General features: G+C 61.4%; 25 protein-coding genes. 18 read left to right on the top strand and 7 right to left on the bottom strand.

Features of this window, described 5'->3' with window-relative positions:
• On the top strand, nucleotides 1-387 hold a 387-nt coding region (locus MKD49_RS18595), incomplete at its 5' end, for an ABC transporter ATP-binding protein (RefSeq protein WP_252697032.1).
• A 124-nt stretch (nucleotides 388-511) separates the two neighbouring features.
• Here MKD49_RS18595 and MKD49_RS18590 read toward each other — a convergent pair.
• Together MKD49_RS18590 and MKD49_RS18585 are read right to left on the bottom strand one after the other, a co-directional pair.
• The gene (locus MKD49_RS18590) at nucleotides 512-976 is read right to left on the bottom strand and encodes a PA2169 family four-helix-bundle protein (RefSeq protein ID WP_034338206.1); all 465 of its coding nucleotides are present in this window, start codon (nucleotides 974-976) and stop codon (nucleotides 512-514) included.
• A gap of 78 nt (nucleotides 977-1054) precedes the next feature.
• The gene (locus tag MKD49_RS18585; protein ID WP_158601235.1) at nucleotides 1055-1216 is read right to left on the bottom strand and encodes a hypothetical protein; all 162 of its coding nucleotides are present in this window, start codon (nucleotides 1214-1216) and stop codon (nucleotides 1055-1057) included.
• 341 nt (nucleotides 1217-1557) lie between these two features.
• On the opposite strand from MKD49_RS18585, the gene MKD49_RS18580 reads away from it, so the two are divergent.
• From MKD49_RS18580 to MKD49_RS18520, 13 genes are all read left to right on the top strand, one after another.
• Nucleotides 1558-1755 (top strand): CsbD family protein, encoded by a 198-nt coding sequence (locus tag MKD49_RS18580; RefSeq protein ID WP_034338209.1) that lies wholly within the window; start codon nucleotides 1558-1560, stop codon nucleotides 1753-1755.
• 38 nt (nucleotides 1756-1793) lie between these two features.
• Nucleotides 1794-1976: a hypothetical protein gene (locus tag MKD49_RS18575; RefSeq protein WP_121037815.1), complete on the top strand. Its 183-nt coding sequence runs from the start codon at nucleotides 1794-1796 to the stop codon at nucleotides 1974-1976.
• A 445-nt stretch (nucleotides 1977-2421) separates the two neighbouring features.
• Complete coding sequence (locus tag MKD49_RS18570; RefSeq protein WP_034338215.1) at nucleotides 2422-2736, top strand: YqjD family protein; 315 nt, start codon at nucleotides 2422-2424, stop codon at nucleotides 2734-2736.
• 121 nt (nucleotides 2737-2857) lie between these two features.
• Nucleotides 2858-3421: a ferritin-like domain-containing protein gene (locus tag MKD49_RS18565; protein ID WP_034338218.1), complete on the top strand. Its 564-nt coding sequence runs from the start codon at nucleotides 2858-2860 to the stop codon at nucleotides 3419-3421.
• 72 nt (nucleotides 3422-3493) lie between these two features.
• Nucleotides 3494-3706, top strand: coding sequence for a CsbD family protein (locus MKD49_RS18560; protein WP_034338221.1), 213 nt, complete (start codon nucleotides 3494-3496; stop codon nucleotides 3704-3706).
• 183 nt (nucleotides 3707-3889) lie between these two features.
• The gene (locus MKD49_RS18555; RefSeq protein WP_039788833.1) at nucleotides 3890-4267 is read left to right on the top strand and encodes a hypothetical protein; all 378 of its coding nucleotides are present in this window, start codon (nucleotides 3890-3892) and stop codon (nucleotides 4265-4267) included.
• A 136-nt stretch (nucleotides 4268-4403) separates the two neighbouring features.
• A complete protein-coding gene (locus MKD49_RS18550) occupies nucleotides 4404-4733 on the top strand; it encodes a BON domain-containing protein (RefSeq protein ID WP_008326489.1) in 330 nt (109 codons plus the stop codon).
• A gap of 345 nt (nucleotides 4734-5078) precedes the next feature.
• Nucleotides 5079-5708, top strand: coding sequence for a response regulator transcription factor (locus MKD49_RS18545; protein ID WP_006464715.1), 630 nt, complete (start codon nucleotides 5079-5081; stop codon nucleotides 5706-5708).
• 83 nt (nucleotides 5709-5791) lie between these two features.
• A complete protein-coding gene (locus tag MKD49_RS18540; RefSeq protein WP_252697031.1) occupies nucleotides 5792-6289 on the top strand; it encodes a response regulator in 498 nt (165 codons plus the stop codon).
• A gap of 163 nt (nucleotides 6290-6452) precedes the next feature.
• Nucleotides 6453-8486, top strand: coding sequence for a PAS domain-containing protein (locus MKD49_RS18535; protein ID WP_134134593.1), 2034 nt, complete (start codon nucleotides 6453-6455; stop codon nucleotides 8484-8486).
• 289 nt (nucleotides 8487-8775) lie between these two features.
• Complete coding sequence (locus MKD49_RS18530; protein WP_034338233.1) at nucleotides 8776-8946, top strand: CsbD family protein; 171 nt, start codon at nucleotides 8776-8778, stop codon at nucleotides 8944-8946.
• Nucleotides 8947-9206: 260 nt separating this feature from the next.
• Nucleotides 9207-9575: a hypothetical protein gene (locus tag MKD49_RS18525; protein ID WP_039788827.1), complete on the top strand. Its 369-nt coding sequence runs from the start codon at nucleotides 9207-9209 to the stop codon at nucleotides 9573-9575.
• A 44-nt stretch (nucleotides 9576-9619) separates the two neighbouring features.
• Nucleotides 9620-9835 carry a glycine zipper 2TM domain-containing protein gene (locus MKD49_RS18520; protein ID WP_008326509.1) on the top strand — a complete coding sequence of 72 codons (216 nt, stop codon included), beginning with the start codon at nucleotides 9620-9622 and terminating at the stop codon, nucleotides 9833-9835.
• A gap of 117 nt (nucleotides 9836-9952) precedes the next feature.
• On the opposite strand, the gene MKD49_RS18515 is transcribed toward MKD49_RS18520, so the two are convergent.
• Nucleotides 9953-10351, bottom strand: a complete 399-nt coding sequence (locus tag MKD49_RS18515; RefSeq protein ID WP_252697030.1) for a hypothetical protein — start codon at nucleotides 10349-10351, stop codon at nucleotides 9953-9955.
• A 226-nt stretch (nucleotides 10352-10577) separates the two neighbouring features.
• Nucleotides 10578-10736 (bottom strand): DUF3309 family protein, encoded by a 159-nt coding sequence (locus MKD49_RS18510; RefSeq protein ID WP_039788823.1) that lies wholly within the window; start codon nucleotides 10734-10736, stop codon nucleotides 10578-10580.
• Nucleotides 10737-11319: 583 nt separating this feature from the next.
• Between MKD49_RS18510 and MKD49_RS18505 the strand changes: the two genes are divergently transcribed.
• The 4 genes from MKD49_RS18505 to MKD49_RS18490 are packed head-to-tail and all read left to right on the top strand — an operon-like array spanning nucleotide 11320 to nucleotide 15178.
• The gene (locus MKD49_RS18505) at nucleotides 11320-12591 is read left to right on the top strand and encodes a CmpA/NrtA family ABC transporter substrate-binding protein (protein WP_310160670.1); all 1272 of its coding nucleotides are present in this window, start codon (nucleotides 11320-11322) and stop codon (nucleotides 12589-12591) included.
• Nucleotides 12592-12649: 58 nt separating this feature from the next.
• The gene (ntrB, locus tag MKD49_RS18500) at nucleotides 12650-13606 is read left to right on the top strand and encodes a nitrate ABC transporter permease (RefSeq protein ID WP_252697028.1); all 957 of its coding nucleotides are present in this window, start codon (nucleotides 12650-12652) and stop codon (nucleotides 13604-13606) included.
• A 13-nt stretch (nucleotides 13607-13619) separates the two neighbouring features.
• Nucleotides 13620-14432 (top strand): ABC transporter ATP-binding protein, encoded by an 813-nt coding sequence (locus tag MKD49_RS18495; protein WP_121037827.1) that lies wholly within the window; start codon nucleotides 13620-13622, stop codon nucleotides 14430-14432.
• A gap of 56 nt (nucleotides 14433-14488) precedes the next feature.
• The gene (locus tag MKD49_RS18490) at nucleotides 14489-15178 is read left to right on the top strand and encodes a methyl-accepting chemotaxis protein (RefSeq protein WP_121037830.1); all 690 of its coding nucleotides are present in this window, start codon (nucleotides 14489-14491) and stop codon (nucleotides 15176-15178) included.
• A gap of 72 nt (nucleotides 15179-15250) precedes the next feature.
• Here MKD49_RS18490 and MKD49_RS18485 read toward each other — a convergent pair whose 3' ends face one another.
• From MKD49_RS18485 to MKD49_RS18475, 3 genes are all read right to left on the bottom strand, one after another.
• On the bottom strand, nucleotides 15251-15625 hold the full coding sequence (locus MKD49_RS18485; protein WP_209583255.1) for a DUF423 domain-containing protein: 375 nt from the start codon (nucleotides 15623-15625) through the stop codon (nucleotides 15251-15253).
• A gap of 11 nt (nucleotides 15626-15636) precedes the next feature.
• The gene (locus MKD49_RS18480; RefSeq protein WP_252697027.1) at nucleotides 15637-15942 is read right to left on the bottom strand and encodes a hypothetical protein; all 306 of its coding nucleotides are present in this window, start codon (nucleotides 15940-15942) and stop codon (nucleotides 15637-15639) included.
• A 219-nt stretch (nucleotides 15943-16161) separates the two neighbouring features.
• Nucleotides 16162-16623 carry a hypothetical protein gene (locus tag MKD49_RS18475; protein ID WP_252697026.1) on the bottom strand — a complete coding sequence of 154 codons (462 nt, stop codon included), beginning with the start codon at nucleotides 16621-16623 and terminating at the stop codon, nucleotides 16162-16164.
• Nucleotides 16624-16706 lie beyond the last annotated feature (83 nt).

Here is a 16706-nt window from a genome sequence, read left to right as displayed (position 1 = left end):
GGCCAGATCCAGGCCGACGTCGACCGCTGGTTCGAGGTCTTCCCGCGCCTGAAGGAACGTGCGGCGCAGATGGCGGGCACTTTGTCGGGTGGCGAGCAGCAGATGCTGGCCATGGCGCGCGCGCTGATGAGCCATCCCAAGCTGCTGTTGCTGGATGAGCCCTCGATGGGTCTGTCGCCGATTATGGTGGAGAAGATTTTTGAAGTGATCCGCAATGTGTCGGCACAGGGGATCACGATCCTGCTGGTGGAGCAGAACGCCAAGCTGGCACTGCAGGCGGCGCATCGCGGCTACGTGATGGAGTCGGGCCTGATCACCATGGAAGGGCAGGCGCAGCAGATGCTGGATGATCCGCGGGTGAAGGCGGCTTATCTGGGTGAGGGCTAAGTCGATCGTTTAATTCGTAAATGATATAAATCATTTATGATGGATCGAAGAAAAAAGCGCAGCCGAGGCTGCGCTTTTTTTGCGTCATCCAACCACGATGACGCAGGGATGAACAATCACTGCATCAGGCCGCCTTGCGCGCCCGCACTTCATTGCGCAGGCTGCGGACCTTGTCGTGGTTGGCCAGCACGCCCTGATACTGGCGCTCGATGACCAAGCGAATATCGGTCGGCAGCTCTTCACTCAAGGCCTTGCGATAGGCGTTGACGGCGGCATCCTCGCCGCGTTCGCATTCGTCCAGAATGCTTTCGTCATCACGTCCGGTGATGGCGCTTTTCAGGTTCACCCATTGGCGATGCAGCGTGCCACCCAGCGTACTGTGGCTGGCCGGTTCGCCGCCCAGGCGCTGCACCAGATCCTGCAGGTCCAGCGCGGCCTGGGCGCAGGCCGTCGCGCGTTCCCTGAAGGTTTCCTTGTAGGGGATATAGCGTTCCTGTGCATCATCGGCGCAGGCACGGAAGCCTTTTTCGCCATCGATGGAAATCTGGATCAGGTCGTTCAGGGTGGAAATCAGGTGGTCGTTGGTCATGTTGTCTTCCTTTCTTTTGGCTCGCCTTCTTCACGCACCGCTGCAGGGCGGATGCAAATGGAAGCGGCAGTGAGTCGGTCAGTGGACGAAGAAATAGATCAGCACCAGCAGAAATGCCGGGACGCCACACAGCCATGCGAGGAAATACTTGCCCATGATGTTCTCCTTGTCGGGTTCAGGTAAATGGTCAACGATCCGGTTTTCTCCTTGCTCACCTGCCGGACGAAACGGGACCGTCATTGCACGTTTCCATCCTAGGATCCGGGCGTATCGATTTCCATCGGACGGGACCGCAAGCCGATGTAGGAAACGGCCCAGCTTTTTGCTGCCTGAAACGCTACGGTGAGCAACACCCGACCCGGCGAAACGCCAATGCTGACAAGGCTTTCCGCTTTGTCCTACAAAACAATCGGCCGCCGTCCTATAGAGCAGAACAGTAGGCGCTCGCTATCATTTTTCCCATGATGTTCACGGTGACTCAGGCAGCAAAAAACGCTGCTGCGAATCGCGAACATGTCTACGCAAGACCTGCACCGCTCCTTTCAATCCATGTTGAACCCTTGACCACGAGGAACCACATCATGAACAAGAAGACGATCACCGGCCAGTTCAATTTTGCCCTCGGCAAGTTCCAGGAAAGCGTGGGATCGGTGCTGGGCAACGTGCAACTGCAGCGTGCGGCACAGCGCCGCCAGATGGACGGTCGCATCATGCACGCCGTCGGCGAAGCGCAGGATCTGATCAAGCGCTCCCTGCGCCAGCGTGCGGGTTCGCTGTAAGGCGACGCCGCTGCGACGCAAACCGAAGGAGAGCATTGATGAGTTTCGGAAAGACATTGTTGTGGGCCGCCGGCATCGCCGGTGTGGCCGTCGGTGCCAGCCTGCGCATGCTGGCTCGCCAGGCGCAGCGCCGCGACCAGCGCCAGCAGGACATCGCCCTGCAGCGCTGGGAAGACGAGGGCGGCAGCCCGCCGCCGACGGCCCGCCGCCGCGTGCGGTGACAGGCTGCAACGCAGGTTGATGGGCCTTTGTCCTACACGCCAATCGGGCTGACTCCGATACAAAGCGCAACAAGGCATCGGTATCGTGCACCTGACTCGCTGAGACAAGCGGCAACCCGCATCAGGCATCGAGCGGATAGCGCGAAAGCAGCACCGTGCAATACAGGTAACAGACCAGGTAATACAAGGCAACACAGCAGCAGGACAGCATCAACGAAGGCGCCGGAAATTGCGTCGAGTCAGTCCGCAACCGCCCGGCATGACCAAGAACAAGGGAGGAGATCATGGACAAGCTCGTGCTCGGATGGCTTCTGGGTGTGCCGGTGCTGATGCTGATCGTGCTGCAGTACCTGATGTGAGCAACACCGTGAGAACGCCTCACCTCGGGTGGCCGGATCATCTCCGCCGCCCCGATCAAACCGTAACGCATACAAGGAGGCCAAGCATGCAAGCCAACAAGTTCAAGACCGCCCGTACCGACGTGCAATCCCTGCTGCAACAAGCTCAGGACCTGTTCGCCGAGGCAGCCAACGCCACCGGCAAGAAGGCCGACGATCTGCGCGCCAGCGCCCAGGATCTGCTGGAGCAGGCCCTCAACACCGCGCAGGATGCGCAGGCCGCAGTAGTTGAAACCGGCCGCCAGATCGTCACCAGCACCGACGATTACGTGCAGTCCAACCCGTGGCGTGCCATCGCCATCGGCACCGGCATCGGCCTGTTGGTCGGTCTGGCCGTGGGCCGCAGCGCGGACCGCTACTGAGCACTGCGCAAAGCATTTTCCCGGAACCCGGTGCAGCCCTTGGGCCAGTCCGGATCCAGCCAGGCGCGCTGCCGGCGATGAAAGCCGAAGCGCGCATTAGTCAAGAAACCGGAGAGAAGGAATGACCATGACCAAGAATCCACCGAAGACCGACGTCAAGAGCAAGCAGAGCTTCCACCTCGACAAGGACGCCATCCGTGCCGCCGCCAAGAAGATCGATGACGGTGCCGTCACCGAAGGCTATCGCGGCAACCGCGAAGAAGTCGTGGCGATGTTGAACGACGCCCTGGCCACCGAGCTGCTGTGCGTGATGCGCTACAAGCGCCACTACTACACCGCCAAGGGCCTGAACGTGGAAGCGATCAAGGGCGAGTTCCTGGCGCACGCACAGGAAGAGCAAAGCCACGCCGACCAGATTGCCGAGCGCATAGTGCAACTCAATGGCGAGCCCGATTTCAATCCCAAGACCATTGCCGAGCGCAGCCATGCGCAATACGACGAGTCCGAGGACATCAAGGACATGATTCGCGCCAACCTGGTGGAAGAGCGTGTGGCCATCGAAGCCTATCGCCAGATGATCGAACGCATCGGCGACGACGATCCGACCACCAAGCACCTGCTGATCCAGATCATGGCGCAGGAAGAAGAGCACGCAGACGACATGAGCGATCTGCTGGGCCTGTAAGCCCGCGCAGAACGTACTGGAACAGCCGACCATTCCGGGAATTCGTTCCCGCAACTTTGCAAGGAGACTGAGATGAACTGGGACATCGTTGAAGGCAACTGGAAGCAATTCAAGGGCAAGGCCAAGGAACAGTGGGGCAAGCTGACCGATGACGACCTCGACGTCATCGCCGGCAAGCGCGACCAGCTGGCCGGCCGCGTGCAGGAAGCCTACGGCGTGAGCAAGGACGAAGCCGAAAAGCAGATCCGCGACTGGGAAGATCGCAACAAGGATCTGCGCCAGTAAGCGCCCCTGCTTGTCGACGTACCGCCGCCGGGCGCGCAGTCTCGGCGAGGGTACGGCAAGGAGTTGGAGTGTGTGAGTGAGTGTGAGTGAGTGCAAGTGCAGGACGCAGGCCGGTCACCATGCCGGCCTGCATAAGAATACGGCCCCAGGCCGCAACCCAAGCAAACCATGAGGAAGGACACAATGAAAAAAATCATCGCAACCATGATCTTCGGCGCAGCCGCTATCGGCATGCATGGCGCAGTCTTCGCAGCCGATCCGGCAGCGGCCCAGTACAAGGCCGACAAGTCCAAGGCCGATGCCGACTACAAGATGGCCAAGAAGAAGTGCGGTCCTTTGAAGGGCAACGACAAGGATGTCTGCGAGAAGGAAGCCAAGGCAGCTCACGAATCCACCATCGCTGACGCCAAGGCCAAGCGCAAGGGCGTGGAAGCCGACAAGGACGCCATGAAGGACAAGAACGACGCCAACTATGACGTCGCCAAGGAAAAGTGCGATGCCATGAGCGGCGACGCCAAGGACAAGTGCGTGGCCAATGCCAAGGCCAAGTTCGGCAAGTAATCCTGTCCCGCGCGATTGAGCGCAATGGCAGTGGATTTGCACCGGGCCAGGGGCCCGGGCGGATCCAAGGCAAATTCTTTATTTCGTTCCTGTCGCAGTCACCTGATTGCGCAAACCAACTCAAAGGAGTTTCATCATGTCGCTGACCAAAATGTCCCTGACCAAGCGTTTCCTCGGTTTCTTCCTGGCCCTGTTCATGGTTTCCCTGGTGGGCTGCGCATCCAGCCCGGGCAAGGAAGGTACCGGCGAGTACGTCGATGATGCCGTCATCACCACCAAGGTGAAGGCTGCCATCTTCAACGAGCCGAACCTGAAGTCCGCTGAAATCAACGTCGAAACCTACAAGGGCGTGGTCCAGCTGTCCGGTTTCGTCTCCAGCTCCACCTCCGCTGCCCGCGCTACCGAACTGGCCCGTGGCGTCAAGGGTGTGGTCTCGGTGCGTAATGACCTGCGCCTGAAGCAATAACGCGGGGAACTTGCAAGCGCGTGGCCGGTCTGTTGACCGGTCCGCGCTTTGTCAGCTTGTGGACGTGCCACTTGCAAAGCGCATCGGGCGATCCGGTGCGTTTCGCAAGAAGACAGGTCAGGGCCTGTCAGGTATAGTTGGAACCCGTTGCTGCCAGGCAGGGGCAGGCCAGCCGGCTTGTCAGGACAGGGAGGCAGCGATGCCGGCCGCAGGACGCGCATGAATCGTGTACAGATTGCTGTACGGAATCGTGTGCAGGGTCCTCGCCGGAATCGAGTACAAACATAAAACAGGTCCAAGCAGCGCCAACGGCGCTGAAGTATCAATTCACCGCTCAAAAATGCCATGACAAAAATACTTGTAGTCGATGACCACGCGGTCGTACGGGCAGGTGTGCACCACTTCATTTCGGAAATTCCGTCGATGGAAATCGGCGGCGAGGCCAGCACGGCGGAAGAAGCCATTCGCCTGGTGCGAACCCAGGATTGGGATATCGTGTTGCTCGATATCGCCATGCCCGACAAGAGTGGCGTGGAAGTGCTGAAGCAGATCAAGCGAGAAAAACCGGAGTTGCCGGTACTGATGCTGTCGATGCACCCCGAGAGCCGCTATGCGGTGCAGGTGCTGCGCAGCGGTGCCTCCGGCTACGTGCAGAAGGAAGCGCTGGCGACCGAACTGGTCAACGCCATCAACACCATCCTGCGCGGGCACAAGTACATCAGCTATGGCGTGGCCGAGCTGCTCACCAGCGAACCGGTGGATTCGGAAAAGCCGTTGCATGAAACCTTGTCGCAGCGGGAGTACGAGATCTTCTACAAGCTCGGCCAAGGCCAGGGTGTGACGCAGATCGCCGACGAACTGTGCCTGTCGGTCAAGACCGTGAGTACCTATCGTTCGCGCGTGCTGCAGAAGATGAGCATGACCAACAACGCGGACATCATTTATTACGCGATCAAGAACAATCTGATCGACTGAGCCGGGTCTCCCCCGGGCGGATATGTCGCCGTATCTGGCCATTCTGGCCAGCCGGCAGGCAAGGAAGAGTGGTACGGCGCATCATGGATGACAATCTCAACAGCAGGGCCCAGCGCGACAGCGAAGGGACGCCCTTGCGGATCTTCCTGGTGGAGGATTCGGAGGACGTGCGGGACCTGATCGTGGAGAGCCTGTCGGAAATCGCCGGTGTGCGCTTGGTGGGCTACGCCGAGACCGAACTGGAGGCCTTGCGCCATCTGCAGCAGAACAGCTATGACGTCCTGATCCTGGACATCCAGTTGAAGCAGGGCAATGGCATGAGCCTGCTGCAGTCCCTGGCGCGCTCCAATACGCGTCGCCAGAGCGAAGTGAAGGTAGTCTTCAGCAATCATGTGAGTCCGACCTATCGGCGCGTGGGAGTGCAATGCGGGGTGCAGCACTTCTTTGACAAGTCGTCCGAACTGCCGCTGCTGTGTGACCTGCTGGAAGAGCTGGCACAGAAGAGAGCGGGCACGTCGGGGCGCACCTCATCGAGCAACAATACGCCGCCGCAGGGGCCGGCCCAGACGGGCGGAATGTAAGTTTATTTTTTGCTGCATCATGTGGTGCAGCGACCCAGCATGTCGCCAGGGCAGTTCGGCGCGACCTTGATGGATCAGACAATCAGAACCGATCATGGCGAGCAGGCCGCCACAGAAGGCGTGCAGGCGGCACGGGTCGCACCAAAGCAAGGGATTTTCGACGATGCAGAAGAACAATGACGGCCTTCGTCCGTCCTCCGCCGATCTCCAGAACAGCGCATCGGTGGAGTATTTTGCCGCGTCACACGCGCATTACAGCAGCATGGTGACGCTGGCCATGGGCCTGTCCATGGCGGTGATCCTGCTGGGCGTGGTGGTGCTGGTGACCGGCCTGCTGGGCGAAGAATATCGTCGCCTGCTCTCGGGCCTGCTGGCCGTGCGGGAGGTGACGGCGGGCGGTTTCATCCTGGGCGCTTCGGCGCTCTATTTCCGCTGCATGCATTCCGGCGCGCGCCGTCCTTCGGTGCGCAAGCTGGCCGTCGGCCTGGCGGTATTGCTATTGGTGCTGGGCGTGGCCTCGCTGGTGCAGGGGATCATGTACTCGCTGGGCTGGTTGCCGCTGGATGGTGCGCATCCAATTTCGCCGCTGGCCATTCCGCCCTTGCTGTCGGTGGGCTTCGTGCTGATGGCGCTGGCCTTGCTGCTGCACGACTGGCGTCTGCTGGGCGGGTACTACCCGGCGGAATACCTGGCTTTCACGCTCATGGCGCTGTCGGCCATTCCGCTGGTGGGCTACCTGTATGACGTGAGCCAGTTCATCTATCTCGATTTCCCGCTGCCCATCTCTTTGCTGTCGTCGCTGGTGTTTGCGCTGCTGGGCGCGGCCTTGCTGATGGCGCGTCCCTCGCATCCGCTCATGGCGGTGATCCTGCGCATGGCGCCCGGTGGCCAGATGCTGCGCCATCTGCTGCCGCAGACCCTGTTCCTGCTGCTGGCCTTCAGCCTGCTGCTGAACTGGGGCATGACGCATGGCTGGATCCTGCCGGAGCTGGTGCTGCCGACCCTGACGCTGATCAACGGCGTGATCGTGCTCTTCATCTTCTGGGGCTCGGCCAGCCGGCTCGACAGCGAATACGGCGAACGCACGCGCAACGCCCAGAAGCTGGCCGAAACCAGTGCGTTGCTCAATGCCGTCAGTGAAAGTACCAGCGACCCGATCTTCGTCAAGAACCGCCAGGGCCTGATGATCTTCGCCAACCCGGCCACGCTGCACAAGCTGGGCAAGACTTGGGAAGAGACCATGTACCGATCGAGCCGTGAACTGTTCCTGGTCGAGGAAGAGGCCGACACCGTCGACCGCGATGATCGCCGCGTCATGGCCTCGGGCAAGCCCGAGAAGCTGGAGCAGACGCTCCACCTGCCCGAAGGCGTGGTGACCTTCCAGACTGCCAAGGTGCCGTGGTTCGGCAAGGATGGCAGCGTGCAGGGGGTGATCGGCATCAGCACCGACATCACCGAACGCAAGCAGGCCGAGGATGAATTGCGCGAGCGCGAGAGCCGGCTGGAAAAGACCGTCATCGAGCGTACGGCGCTGCTGCGCGAACTGACCAACCACCTGGAAACGGTGCGCGAGGAAGAAAAGCGTGCCATCGCCCGCGAGTTGCATGACAACATGGGCGCGTCGCTGACGGCCCTGTCGATGCACCTGGAAGGGGTCTACCAGATCCTGCCGCCGGATGAAAAATGGGCCGATCGCAAGACCCGCATGCAAGGCCTGATGAAGTCGCTGGTGGCCACCACCCGGCGCATCCAGACCGAGCTGCGTCCCAATACCCTGGACCTGTTCGGACTGAAGGCCGCGATCTCGGAACAGCTCGATGAATTGCACGAGCGCACCGGCATCGCCTGCCACGCCAGCCTGCCCGATGAAGACGTCGATGTAGGCCACGAGATGGAAATCGCCATCTACCGCATGCTGCAGGAAATGCTCAACAACGTGACCAAGCACGCCAAGGCCAGCAAGGTCGACGTGATTCTCGATGTCGATGAGGATCATGTGGCGCTGACCGTGCGCGACGATGGCGTGGGCATTCCCGAAGAGCGTCGCGACAACCACAAGACCTACGGTCTGCGCGGCCTGCGTGAGCGTGCCACCTTCTTTGGTGGCGAGGTCGATATCCGCTCCACGCCGGGCAAGGGCGCGCTCATCAGCATCAGCCTGCCGATCCGTCCGGAACTTGCTGCCAGCGAGACTTGACGGGCCGGCGCCCGACGCTATTCAAGATTGCGTCACACCCTCTGAAAGCCGCCTCCAGGGCGGCTTTCTGCGTTTTGGTGTGGTTTGTTTGAGGAGCGTTTTTCCTGCACGGTTTTTCGTTTTTTCCTACGCGTGAAAGGACGACTCTCTTATGTTCGCCCGACAGGCTCATCGGTACCATGGATTCATCGTCACTCACCGCCCGTCGGGCCGGCAAGGGTGGCGGAGCCGGCAGCCAGCCCAGTGCGGCACCGGGTAACCATCAGGCAAACAACCCAAAGGAGCCATCATGAACAAGGACCAGATCAAAGGCAGCTTGAAGGAAGTGGCAGGCAAGGTGCAGGAGAAGACCGGTGAGCTGACCGGCAATACCAGCCAGCAGGTCAAGGGTGCTGCCAAGCAGGTCGAAGGCAACGTCCAGAAGACCTATGGCGATGCCAAGGAAGCCGCCAAGGACTAAGTCCTGGATGCCCGTGTTCCGGTGGCCTGATCAGGCACCGGCGGCACGGGCCGGCAGGGTGTGAAGGACATCCGAAGCAGGCAGCACAGCGCGTGTAGGAAAACGCCTACACCAATATCGGAAACGGCTGATTTTGTGATGCAGCAATTTCCGCGACCATGTGGTCATGGTGCTGGTAGAGCCGGGAATTGCAAAAGAGTTCACGGTTTGCCGCATGAAATTTTGCTCACCGCCAGAAGGGACCCCTGAAAGGGCAGACCATGAAAAAAACAGTCGGTATTTGCATGCTGGCAGCCGCTTCGGCTTTCGCCTCTCACGCTTTCGCAGAAACTCCGCAAGCCGTCGACAGCGCATCGCGCTGGTCGGCTTCCACGATGGACCGTCACATGCCGGTGGATGCAGCGCGTCTGCACAAGCTGGGGCAGAAGAAATTCCGCTACATGGACATGGCCGAGAGCAAGCGCTCCAAGTCCCTCCAGAACGCCGTGCTGCTGTTTGGCGCACGTGCCGAGGGCAAGGATCCGGCAGCGCAACGCGAACCGGCCAAGGCTGCACCCAGCGCACCGGTTTATCGTGATCACGCACAACAGCCCAAGGCACCGCGCGTGATCATGCGTCCGTCGACCTGATCGGCGGCCGTATTCCCCTATTCGACAAAGAGGAAGGAGTCATCATGAAGACCATGCAAAAACTGGCAGTGACCTCGGTAGCCATCTGTGCCTTTGCCGCCCTGACCGGCTGCAGCGGCATGACCCAGCAAGACAAGAACACCGCCATCGGCGCAGGTGCCGGTGCCGTCGGTGGTGCCGTCCTCACCGGTGGCAGCGCCATCGGGACCGTGGGTGGTGCCGCCGTCGGTGGCGTCATCGGCAATCAGGTTGGCAAGTAATTCGCTGGCCGGCTGATCTCAGCTGTCGCTCCTCGCATTGAGGAGCAGCCAACCACAACGCCGCGGCAGGGTGACCTGCTGCGGCGTTGTTGCATTCAGGCAGTGGAGGGAGCCAGTTTATTTCGGAGCCGGGTGGCTGCCGTGCTTGTGGTGATTGTGCATCTGTTTGGGCTCACCCTTGACGGATACCGCAACGGGTTCGCCGCCCTGGTAGTCCTTGAAGATGCGCTGTGCCCGCGCAGTATCCTGCGACCTGGCGTCGGCTGCCTGCTTCCGGCAGGCTGCAGCATCCTTCCCGCGCATGCTGCGGCAGCCCTGCAGCGCTTCGGCATAGGCGGCCGCCGTTTCCTTGTTCAGGTTTTGCAGCCGGCCTTTGGCGCTGTTGTCTTCCTGGTACCAGCGCTGGGGATCGGCCTTGCTGACATCTTCTTCAGCAGCGTGCGCGGCGGCCGCGCAAAGCAGGCTCAGGGTCGCCAGGAGAGCGGGCAGGGGAGAAGCGAGGAATTTATTGTTCATCTGATGTCAGCCTCATCACGGTACGGGAGCAGGGAAAGCCGTGCGCGTGAGCTTGCCCCGGCGGGGCGAGGCGGCGTCCACAAGCAAACGGCGCGGACGGTGACAGGCACCGACCGCGCCGTTTTCCCGTCCGCCACCGGATGGTATCAGGCTTGCGGGAGGGAAGGGAGCGTCTGAAGGCCGGGGCCAGGGCAGCCGGACCGCACAGGCCGGCTGCCGCCCCGCCTTATATCTTGCCGAGCAGCAGCAGGATCAGCAGGATGATGACGATGGTGCCCGCGATACCGCTGGGACCATAGCCCCAGCTGCGGCTGTGCGGCCAAGCGGGGATGACGCCGAGCAGGATCAGGATCAGGACGATGAGCAGGATGGTGCCGAGGGTCATGGATTTCTCCTTTGTTATTGAGTTCGTTCTTGCCCGCCAGGGTGCAAGCGCCGGGTGATTCGTAAAGCTGGGGTCATCTTAGGGTCAGCCCGTCTGCCGCACGATCAGCGCCCATCGCAATGTGCTGTAGGAAAATCCGGCAAGCGTGAGTAGGTGGCCGCGCCCCCGGCTTGGCCAGCGCAGGCCATCGTTGCGACCCTGACAAATCGCTGCCAACTTGGTGCAAGGCACAACCGAAGTGCGGATCCCGCCCGATTTGATCGCGCCGCGCGGTCCTCCTGCTGCCGCTGCGGATCTCATCGTGTTCCCTCGCAACGCAGTTCCCATGCGGCTTTTCGAGGTGCGTCGCGGTTCTGGCACGCTCTTTGCTGAAGCTGATGCACAAGCGCAGCAATGCGCAAGCAACGTGAAGGTGTGGCCAATGGCGGTCGCGCCGTCCAGGACAAAGGCGTCTTCCGGTATGGGTCATCCATGTCGGAACACGCCTTTTTTTGTTTGGGCTTTCTTCAAATCGCAACGCAAGGGGAATGGTGCTATGGAATCCAAAGGTCAGGCAGGCAAGACAGGCGCGCTCGGCAGCGGCATGCAGGATGCACAGGACAGCGCGCTCAAGGCAGCGGACAGGGTGGACGGCAAGCGCCGCTCCCTTCTGCAGGGCGGTGCACTAGCCGCCGGCAGCGGCATGCTGGGCATGCTCCCGGGCGGTGCGTGGGCGGCCGGCTCGGACAAGCCGGAAAAGGAAGAAGTCAAGATCGGCTTCATCCCCCTGACCGATTGCGCCTCGGTGGTGATGGCCTCGGTGCTGGGTTTCGACAAGAAGTACGGCATCAAGATCGTCCCCAGCAAGGAAGCCTCCTGGGCCGGCGTGCGCGACAAGCTCACCAACGGCGAACTGGATGCGGCCCACGTGCTGTATGGCCTGATCTATGGCGTGCAACTGGGCATCGGCGGCCAGAAGAAGGACATGGCGGTGCTGATGGGCCTGAACCATAACGGCCAGGCCATCACCTTGTCCAAAAAGCTGGCTGACAAGGGGGCAGTCGATGGCGCATCGCTCTACAAGCTGATGCAGACCGACAAGCGCGAATACACCTTCGCACAGACCTTCCCGACCGGCACCCACGCGATGTGGCTGTATTACTGGCTGGCCGCCAACGGCATCAATCCGATGAAGGATGCCAAGGTCATTACGGTCCCGCCGCCGCAGATGGTGGCCAACATGCGGGTGGGCAACATGGATGGCTTCTGCGTGGGCGAGCCCTGGGGCCATCGCGCCATCGTCGATGGCGTGGGCATCACCGCCATCACCACCCAGGACATCTGGAAGGACCATCCCGAGAAGGTGCTGGGCACCTCGCTGGAGTTCGTGCAGAAGTACCCCAATACCTGTCGCGCCATGATGGCCGCCATCCTGGAGGCCAGCAAGTGGATCGATGCCTCGCTGGCCAACAAGAACAAGATGGCCGAGGTGATCGCCGACAAATCCTATGTGAACACCAGCAAGGACGTGATCGACCAGCGCATCCTCGGGCGCTACCAGAACGGCCTGGGCAAGACCTGGGACGATCCCAACTACATGAAGTTTTACGACGAAGGCCAGGTCAACTTTCCCTTCCTCTCCGATGGCATGTGGTTCATGACCCAGCACCGCCGCTGGGGCCTGTTGAAGAGTGATCCGGATTACCTGGCCGTGGCCAAGTCGGTCAACCAGATCGATCTCTACAAGGACGCTGCCGCGATGACCAAGACACCGCTGCCCAAGGACGTCATGCGCAGTTCCAAACTGATGGACGGCACGGTGTGGGACGGCAAGAATCCGGCGGCCTACGCGCAGGCGTTCAAGATCAAGGTGTAAGCGGGTGCGGCCTGCGCCGTGTCCATCAAGGTGAAGTGCTTAGAGCAAGGGGAAGATGATGAGTGCAGTCGCAGAAAGCATCATGGGTGACAACGCCAAGCCCGCCGGCAACGGCCACGCCGGCGTGTCTGCTGCCAGCGAGCCGGTGCGTGCAGCCGCCGCCAACGAAGCGCAGGTGGCACCCGCCGCCAGCGCTGCCGGCAGCGTGAAAGCGCGCAGCCTGCGCAAGAAGATCATTGCGGGCGGCCTCTTCATGCGCGTGGTGCCGCCCCTGCTGGGGGTGGCGCTGCTGGTGCTGGTCTGGCAGATCATCGCCTTGAAGACCGCCAGCTTCCCCACGCCATGGGTGACCCTGAAGGAAGCGGGCGTGATGTTCTCCGATCCCTTCTACCGCAACAGTCCCAATGACCAGGGCATAGGCTGGAACGTGCTGGCTTCGCTGCAGCGGGTCGGCATGGGCTTCGGACTGGCGGCGCTGGTGGGCATTCCGCTGGGCTTTGCGATTGGCCGCGTGGAATTCCTCTCGCGCATGTTCGGCCCCATCATCAGCCTGCTGCGTCCGGTCTCGCCGCTGGCCTGGCTGCCCATTGGCCTGCTGGTGTTCAAGTCGGCCAATCCGGCGGCGATCTGGTCGATCTTCATCTGCTCGATCTGGCCGATGATCATCAACACGGCCGTCGGTGTGCAGCGCGTGCCGCAGGATTACATGAACGTGGCGCGCGTGCTCAATCTCTCCGAATGGAAGGTGCTGACCAAGATCCTGTTCCCTTCGGTGTTGCCCTACATGCTGACCGGCGTGCGTCTTTCCATCGGCACGGCGTGGCTGGTGATCGTGGCCGCCGAGATGCTGACCGGCGGCGTCGGCATCGGCTTCTGGGTCTGGGATGAATGGAACAACCTGAACGTGCCGCACATCATCATCGCCATCGTCGTCATCGGGGTGGTCGGGCTGGTGCTGGAACAATTGCTGGTGGCGCTGGCCAAGGCGTTCACCTACGAGCAGGTCAACAACTGAGGAGGGCAGGATCATGGACAACATCAACGGCAAGTTCATCGACATCCACGGTGTGGAGATGGTGTTCCACACCAGGAAGGGCGTCTTCCATGCACTGCGCGAGATCAACCTGACGGTGGCCAAGGGCGAGTTCGTCACCTTGATCGGCCACTCCGGCTGCGGCAAGTCGACCTTGCTGAACCTGATTGCGGGCCTGCTCAAGCCCAGTGATGGCGTACTGCTGTGTGCCAATCGCGAGATCGGTGGTCCGGCCCCGGAGCGTGCAGTGGTGTTCCAGAACCACTCGCTGCTGCCCTGGCTGACCTGCTATGAAAACATCTATCTCGGTGTGGAGCGGGTGTTCGGTGCCAGCGAAAATCGCACCCAGTTGCGTGACCGCACGCGCGCCGCGCTGGCCTTGGTCGGCCTGACGGCGGCCGAGAGCAAGCGGCCCAATGAGATCTCCGGCGGCATGAAGCAGCGTGTCGGCATTGCCCGCGCGCTGGCGATGGAGCCCAAGGTCCTGCTGATGGATGAACCCTTCGGCGCACTCGATGCACTGACCCGTGCGCACTTGCAGGATGAGTTGTTGAAGATCGTGGCCAAGACTGAATCGACGGTGGTGATGGTGACCCACGATGTGGATGAGGCGGTGCTGCTGTCGGACCGCATCGTGATGATGACCAATGGTCCCGCTGCCACCATTGGCGAGATCGTGGAAGTGAAGCTGCCGCGTCCGCGCGACCGTGTCTCGCTGGCGCAGGATGCGCAGTATGGTGCCTATCGCACGGCGGTGCTGGAGTTCCTGTATCGCAAGCAGGCGCATCCGGCGCGGGAAGCGGCGTAAGCCCGCGTCAGACCCTTCTGCCGGCCACCTGTCCAATGCAATTGAAGGAGATGTCCATGAGCAGCCTGGCTGTCATCGAGGAGGCCCCTGTTGAGGGCGCTGAGGAGTCCGCACTCGTTCCGCTCTCGGGCGAAGTGTTTGGTGCTCTGATCAATCTCTCTGGCCGCCGCCGCTTCACGTCGCAGCGCTTGGTGTTGTACGCGGTGCTCGCAGCACAGGGCCAGCAGGGGGCTTGTGCCACTGCGCGCGAGGCATTGGGACTGTTCCGCAGCGCCCATGCGGCCTTGCTCAAGCGCTCCGGGGACTTGCCCGGCGTATTCTGCCCGGAGCTGGAAGAGGTGTATTTCGGACGCAGCCGGGGTGATGCGCGCATCACCAGTTTTGCCGAACTGGCGCAACGTGCGCTCAATGCCATCGAGGACAAGCTCAAGACCGGTCCGGCCCTGCTGGAACAGCTGGTGCAGGAAACCACGCCGCTGCTGGCCGTGTTGAACGAGATCACGGCGGTCTACGAAGCGCAGTCGAAGAAGCATGCGCGCCTCATGCGCGAGCAGTTGCGCGGCATCATGACCGACATCGAAACCATTGCACGCGAAGCCAAGATGGTGGCCTTCAATGCCCGCATCGTGGCAGCGCGATCAGGACAGGCTGGCAGGGAATTCTCGGTGGTGGCTGGTGTGCTTTCCAACATCACCGGTGAAATCGATGAACTGGTCAAGGAAGCGCTGAGTGGCGCGGCGGCCTGAATGCGCCTTCCTGGTACCATTCATCTGCGTTTAATGCTCTTTTCCAGAGCATTGAATTTTGCTTAATGCTGCTTATCGGCTCTTCAGCGCCGCCCACGCCACCAGCAGCCACGCTGCGAGAAAGGCCACACCGCCAAACGGCGTGATGGCACCGAGGATGCGGGTGCCGGTCAGGGCCAGCAGGTAGAGGCTGCCGCTGAAGACCACGATGCCCGCCAGCATCAGCCGGCCGGCCCAGTGCAGAGCGGCACCGGCCATGCGCGGCATCAGCAGCGCCACGGCGATCATGCCCAGCGCGTGCATGACCTGGTAGGTCACGGCGGTATGCCAGATCGCCAGCATCTCTTCGGAAATCATTTTCTTCAAACCGTGCGCGCCGAAGGCGCCACAGCCCACGGCCACGAACATGTTCAGCGCGCCAGCGGCGATCAGGGTGCGTTCTTTCATCGGTCTTGCTTTCAGTCGGGAAGATTCAGGGTTTCCAGTTCCGTCTCCGGCAGGCCATCTTTGCCCGCTGTCTCGATGGCATCCGGATAACAAGCGCGATGCTGTTCCTTGCCGCTGCTGCGTTCACGCACCACCAGTCCGGAGGAATCCTTGGGGAGGTTCTGTCCCTTGAAACCGGTGCGAATCATCCGGTCGTAGTAAAAATAATCGTAGCTGTCGGTACTGAAACGGACATGCGATTCGTAACCACCCGAATACATGGTGTAGCTGCGAAAGAATCGTCCTTCCGCAGGCTGGGGCGTATCGGGAAATTGCATCTCGATCTTGCTTGCAGTCCCGAAGCGGTATTGCAAGCGACTGCGCTTGTCGGGATAGTCCGCCGAGGCGCACAGTGACGCCGTTTTCTTGCGCGCGGTCTGGCAGCTGTAAATGATTTTCTCTCCCGGCTTGCAGAGGCTCTGGGAGAGGGGCGCTGCCAGCGCAGGAAACGACGGCAATCCAAGTAACAGGACGAGTATGCGTATTTTCATTTTGATTCAATAAGTCGGACGTACGCCTTTGCCCAGCCGATATTCATGCCGCAACACGAACTGCGATGTGGCGATCAGCCCCGACAATCCCAGGATCAGTTGCGTCAGCGTATCCGGCGGCAGCACCCAGACGCTGCCTGCGGGGGCCGGCACGTTGGCGGCAGCGCTGATGACCGGGGCCGCCCATGAGGCTTCCTCGCTCACGTCCAGCAGGATCTGGCCTTCGGGCGTGGTGTGCAGATGGATCTCGCCGCCCAGCTCCAGCGTGAAGCAGATGCCCTGGCCGACGTTGACGGTGTTCATCTTGTGACGGAACACCACGGCCTGCAGCTCGCGGTTGTAGGTGTCGATCCAGGTCTCCACCTCCTGCACGTTCTGCAGCACGATCCACGCGCGCGGTGCGGGGATGGTGTCGGCACCGGCAACGGCGTCATCGGGGAAGATCGGTTCGGGAGCTTGCTCGGACATGGTCAATGCAGGACCGCGCCACGCGCGGCCCGTGGTGGCTACGGGGAAGGCAGCAGTATATCGGATCGCCGCGCCCGTCACTG

Source organism: Herbaspirillum sp. WGmk3 (assembly GCF_023952535.1).
GTDB classification, from domain to species: domain Bacteria; phylum Pseudomonadota; class Gammaproteobacteria; order Burkholderiales; family Burkholderiaceae_D; genus Herbaspirillum; species Herbaspirillum huttiense.
The sequence above is the reverse complement of the archived record's forward strand: the minus strand, read 5'-3'. Positions and strand labels throughout refer to the sequence as shown.

What these genes read in the sequence shown, in the direction of transcription:
- MKD49_RS18515 (WP_252697030.1), bottom strand. Translation starts at nt 10,351, where the DNA reads ATGAACAATAAATTCCTCGCTTCTCCCCTGCCCGCTCTCCTGGCGACC.
- MKD49_RS18485 (WP_209583255.1), bottom strand. Translation starts at nt 15,625, where the DNA reads ATGAAAGAACGCACCCTGATCGCCGCTGGCGCGCTGAACATGTTCGTG.
- MKD49_RS18575 (WP_121037815.1), top strand. Translation starts at nt 1,794, where the DNA reads ATGAGTTTCGGAAAGACATTGTTGTGGGCCGCCGGCATCGCCGGTGTG.
- ntrB (WP_252697028.1), top strand. Translation starts at nt 12,650, where the DNA reads ATGAGTGCAGTCGCAGAAAGCATCATGGGTGACAACGCCAAGCCCGCC.
- MKD49_RS18580 (WP_034338209.1), top strand. Translation starts at nt 1,558, where the DNA reads ATGAACAAGAAGACGATCACCGGCCAGTTCAATTTTGCCCTCGGCAAG.
- MKD49_RS18560 (WP_034338221.1), top strand. Translation starts at nt 3,494, where the DNA reads ATGAACTGGGACATCGTTGAAGGCAACTGGAAGCAATTCAAGGGCAAG.
- MKD49_RS18525 (WP_039788827.1), top strand. Translation starts at nt 9,207, where the DNA reads ATGAAAAAAACAGTCGGTATTTGCATGCTGGCAGCCGCTTCGGCTTTC.
- MKD49_RS18480 (WP_252697027.1), bottom strand. Translation starts at nt 15,942, where the DNA reads ATGCAATTTCCCGATACGCCCCAGCCTGCGGAAGGACGATTCTTTCGC.
- MKD49_RS18510 (WP_039788823.1), bottom strand. Translation starts at nt 10,736, where the DNA reads ATGACCCTCGGCACCATCCTGCTCATCGTCCTGATCCTGATCCTGCTC.
- MKD49_RS18555 (WP_039788833.1), top strand. Translation starts at nt 3,890, where the DNA reads ATGAAAAAAATCATCGCAACCATGATCTTCGGCGCAGCCGCTATCGGC.
- MKD49_RS18505 (WP_310160670.1), top strand. Translation starts at nt 11,320, where the DNA reads ATGCAGGATGCACAGGACAGCGCGCTCAAGGCAGCGGACAGGGTGGAC.
- MKD49_RS18475 (WP_252697026.1), bottom strand. Translation starts at nt 16,623, where the DNA reads ATGTCCGAGCAAGCTCCCGAACCGATCTTCCCCGATGACGCCGTTGCC.
- MKD49_RS18530 (WP_034338233.1), top strand. Translation starts at nt 8,776, where the DNA reads ATGAACAAGGACCAGATCAAAGGCAGCTTGAAGGAAGTGGCAGGCAAG.
- MKD49_RS18585 (WP_158601235.1), bottom strand. Translation starts at nt 1,216, where the DNA reads ATGACGGTCCCGTTTCGTCCGGCAGGTGAGCAAGGAGAAAACCGGATC.
- MKD49_RS18590 (WP_034338206.1), bottom strand. Translation starts at nt 976, where the DNA reads ATGACCAACGACCACCTGATTTCCACCCTGAACGACCTGATCCAGATT.
- MKD49_RS18540 (WP_252697031.1), top strand. Translation starts at nt 5,792, where the DNA reads ATGGATGACAATCTCAACAGCAGGGCCCAGCGCGACAGCGAAGGGACG.
- MKD49_RS18535 (WP_134134593.1), top strand. Translation starts at nt 6,453, where the DNA reads ATGCAGAAGAACAATGACGGCCTTCGTCCGTCCTCCGCCGATCTCCAG.
- MKD49_RS18550 (WP_008326489.1), top strand. Translation starts at nt 4,404, where the DNA reads ATGTCGCTGACCAAAATGTCCCTGACCAAGCGTTTCCTCGGTTTCTTC.
- MKD49_RS18520 (WP_008326509.1), top strand. Translation starts at nt 9,620, where the DNA reads ATGAAGACCATGCAAAAACTGGCAGTGACCTCGGTAGCCATCTGTGCC.
- MKD49_RS18570 (WP_034338215.1), top strand. Translation starts at nt 2,422, where the DNA reads ATGCAAGCCAACAAGTTCAAGACCGCCCGTACCGACGTGCAATCCCTG.
- MKD49_RS18545 (WP_006464715.1), top strand. Translation starts at nt 5,079, where the DNA reads ATGACAAAAATACTTGTAGTCGATGACCACGCGGTCGTACGGGCAGGT.
- MKD49_RS18565 (WP_034338218.1), top strand. Translation starts at nt 2,858, where the DNA reads ATGACCATGACCAAGAATCCACCGAAGACCGACGTCAAGAGCAAGCAG.
- MKD49_RS18490 (WP_121037830.1), top strand. Translation starts at nt 14,489, where the DNA reads ATGAGCAGCCTGGCTGTCATCGAGGAGGCCCCTGTTGAGGGCGCTGAG.
- MKD49_RS18495 (WP_121037827.1), top strand. Translation starts at nt 13,620, where the DNA reads ATGGACAACATCAACGGCAAGTTCATCGACATCCACGGTGTGGAGATG.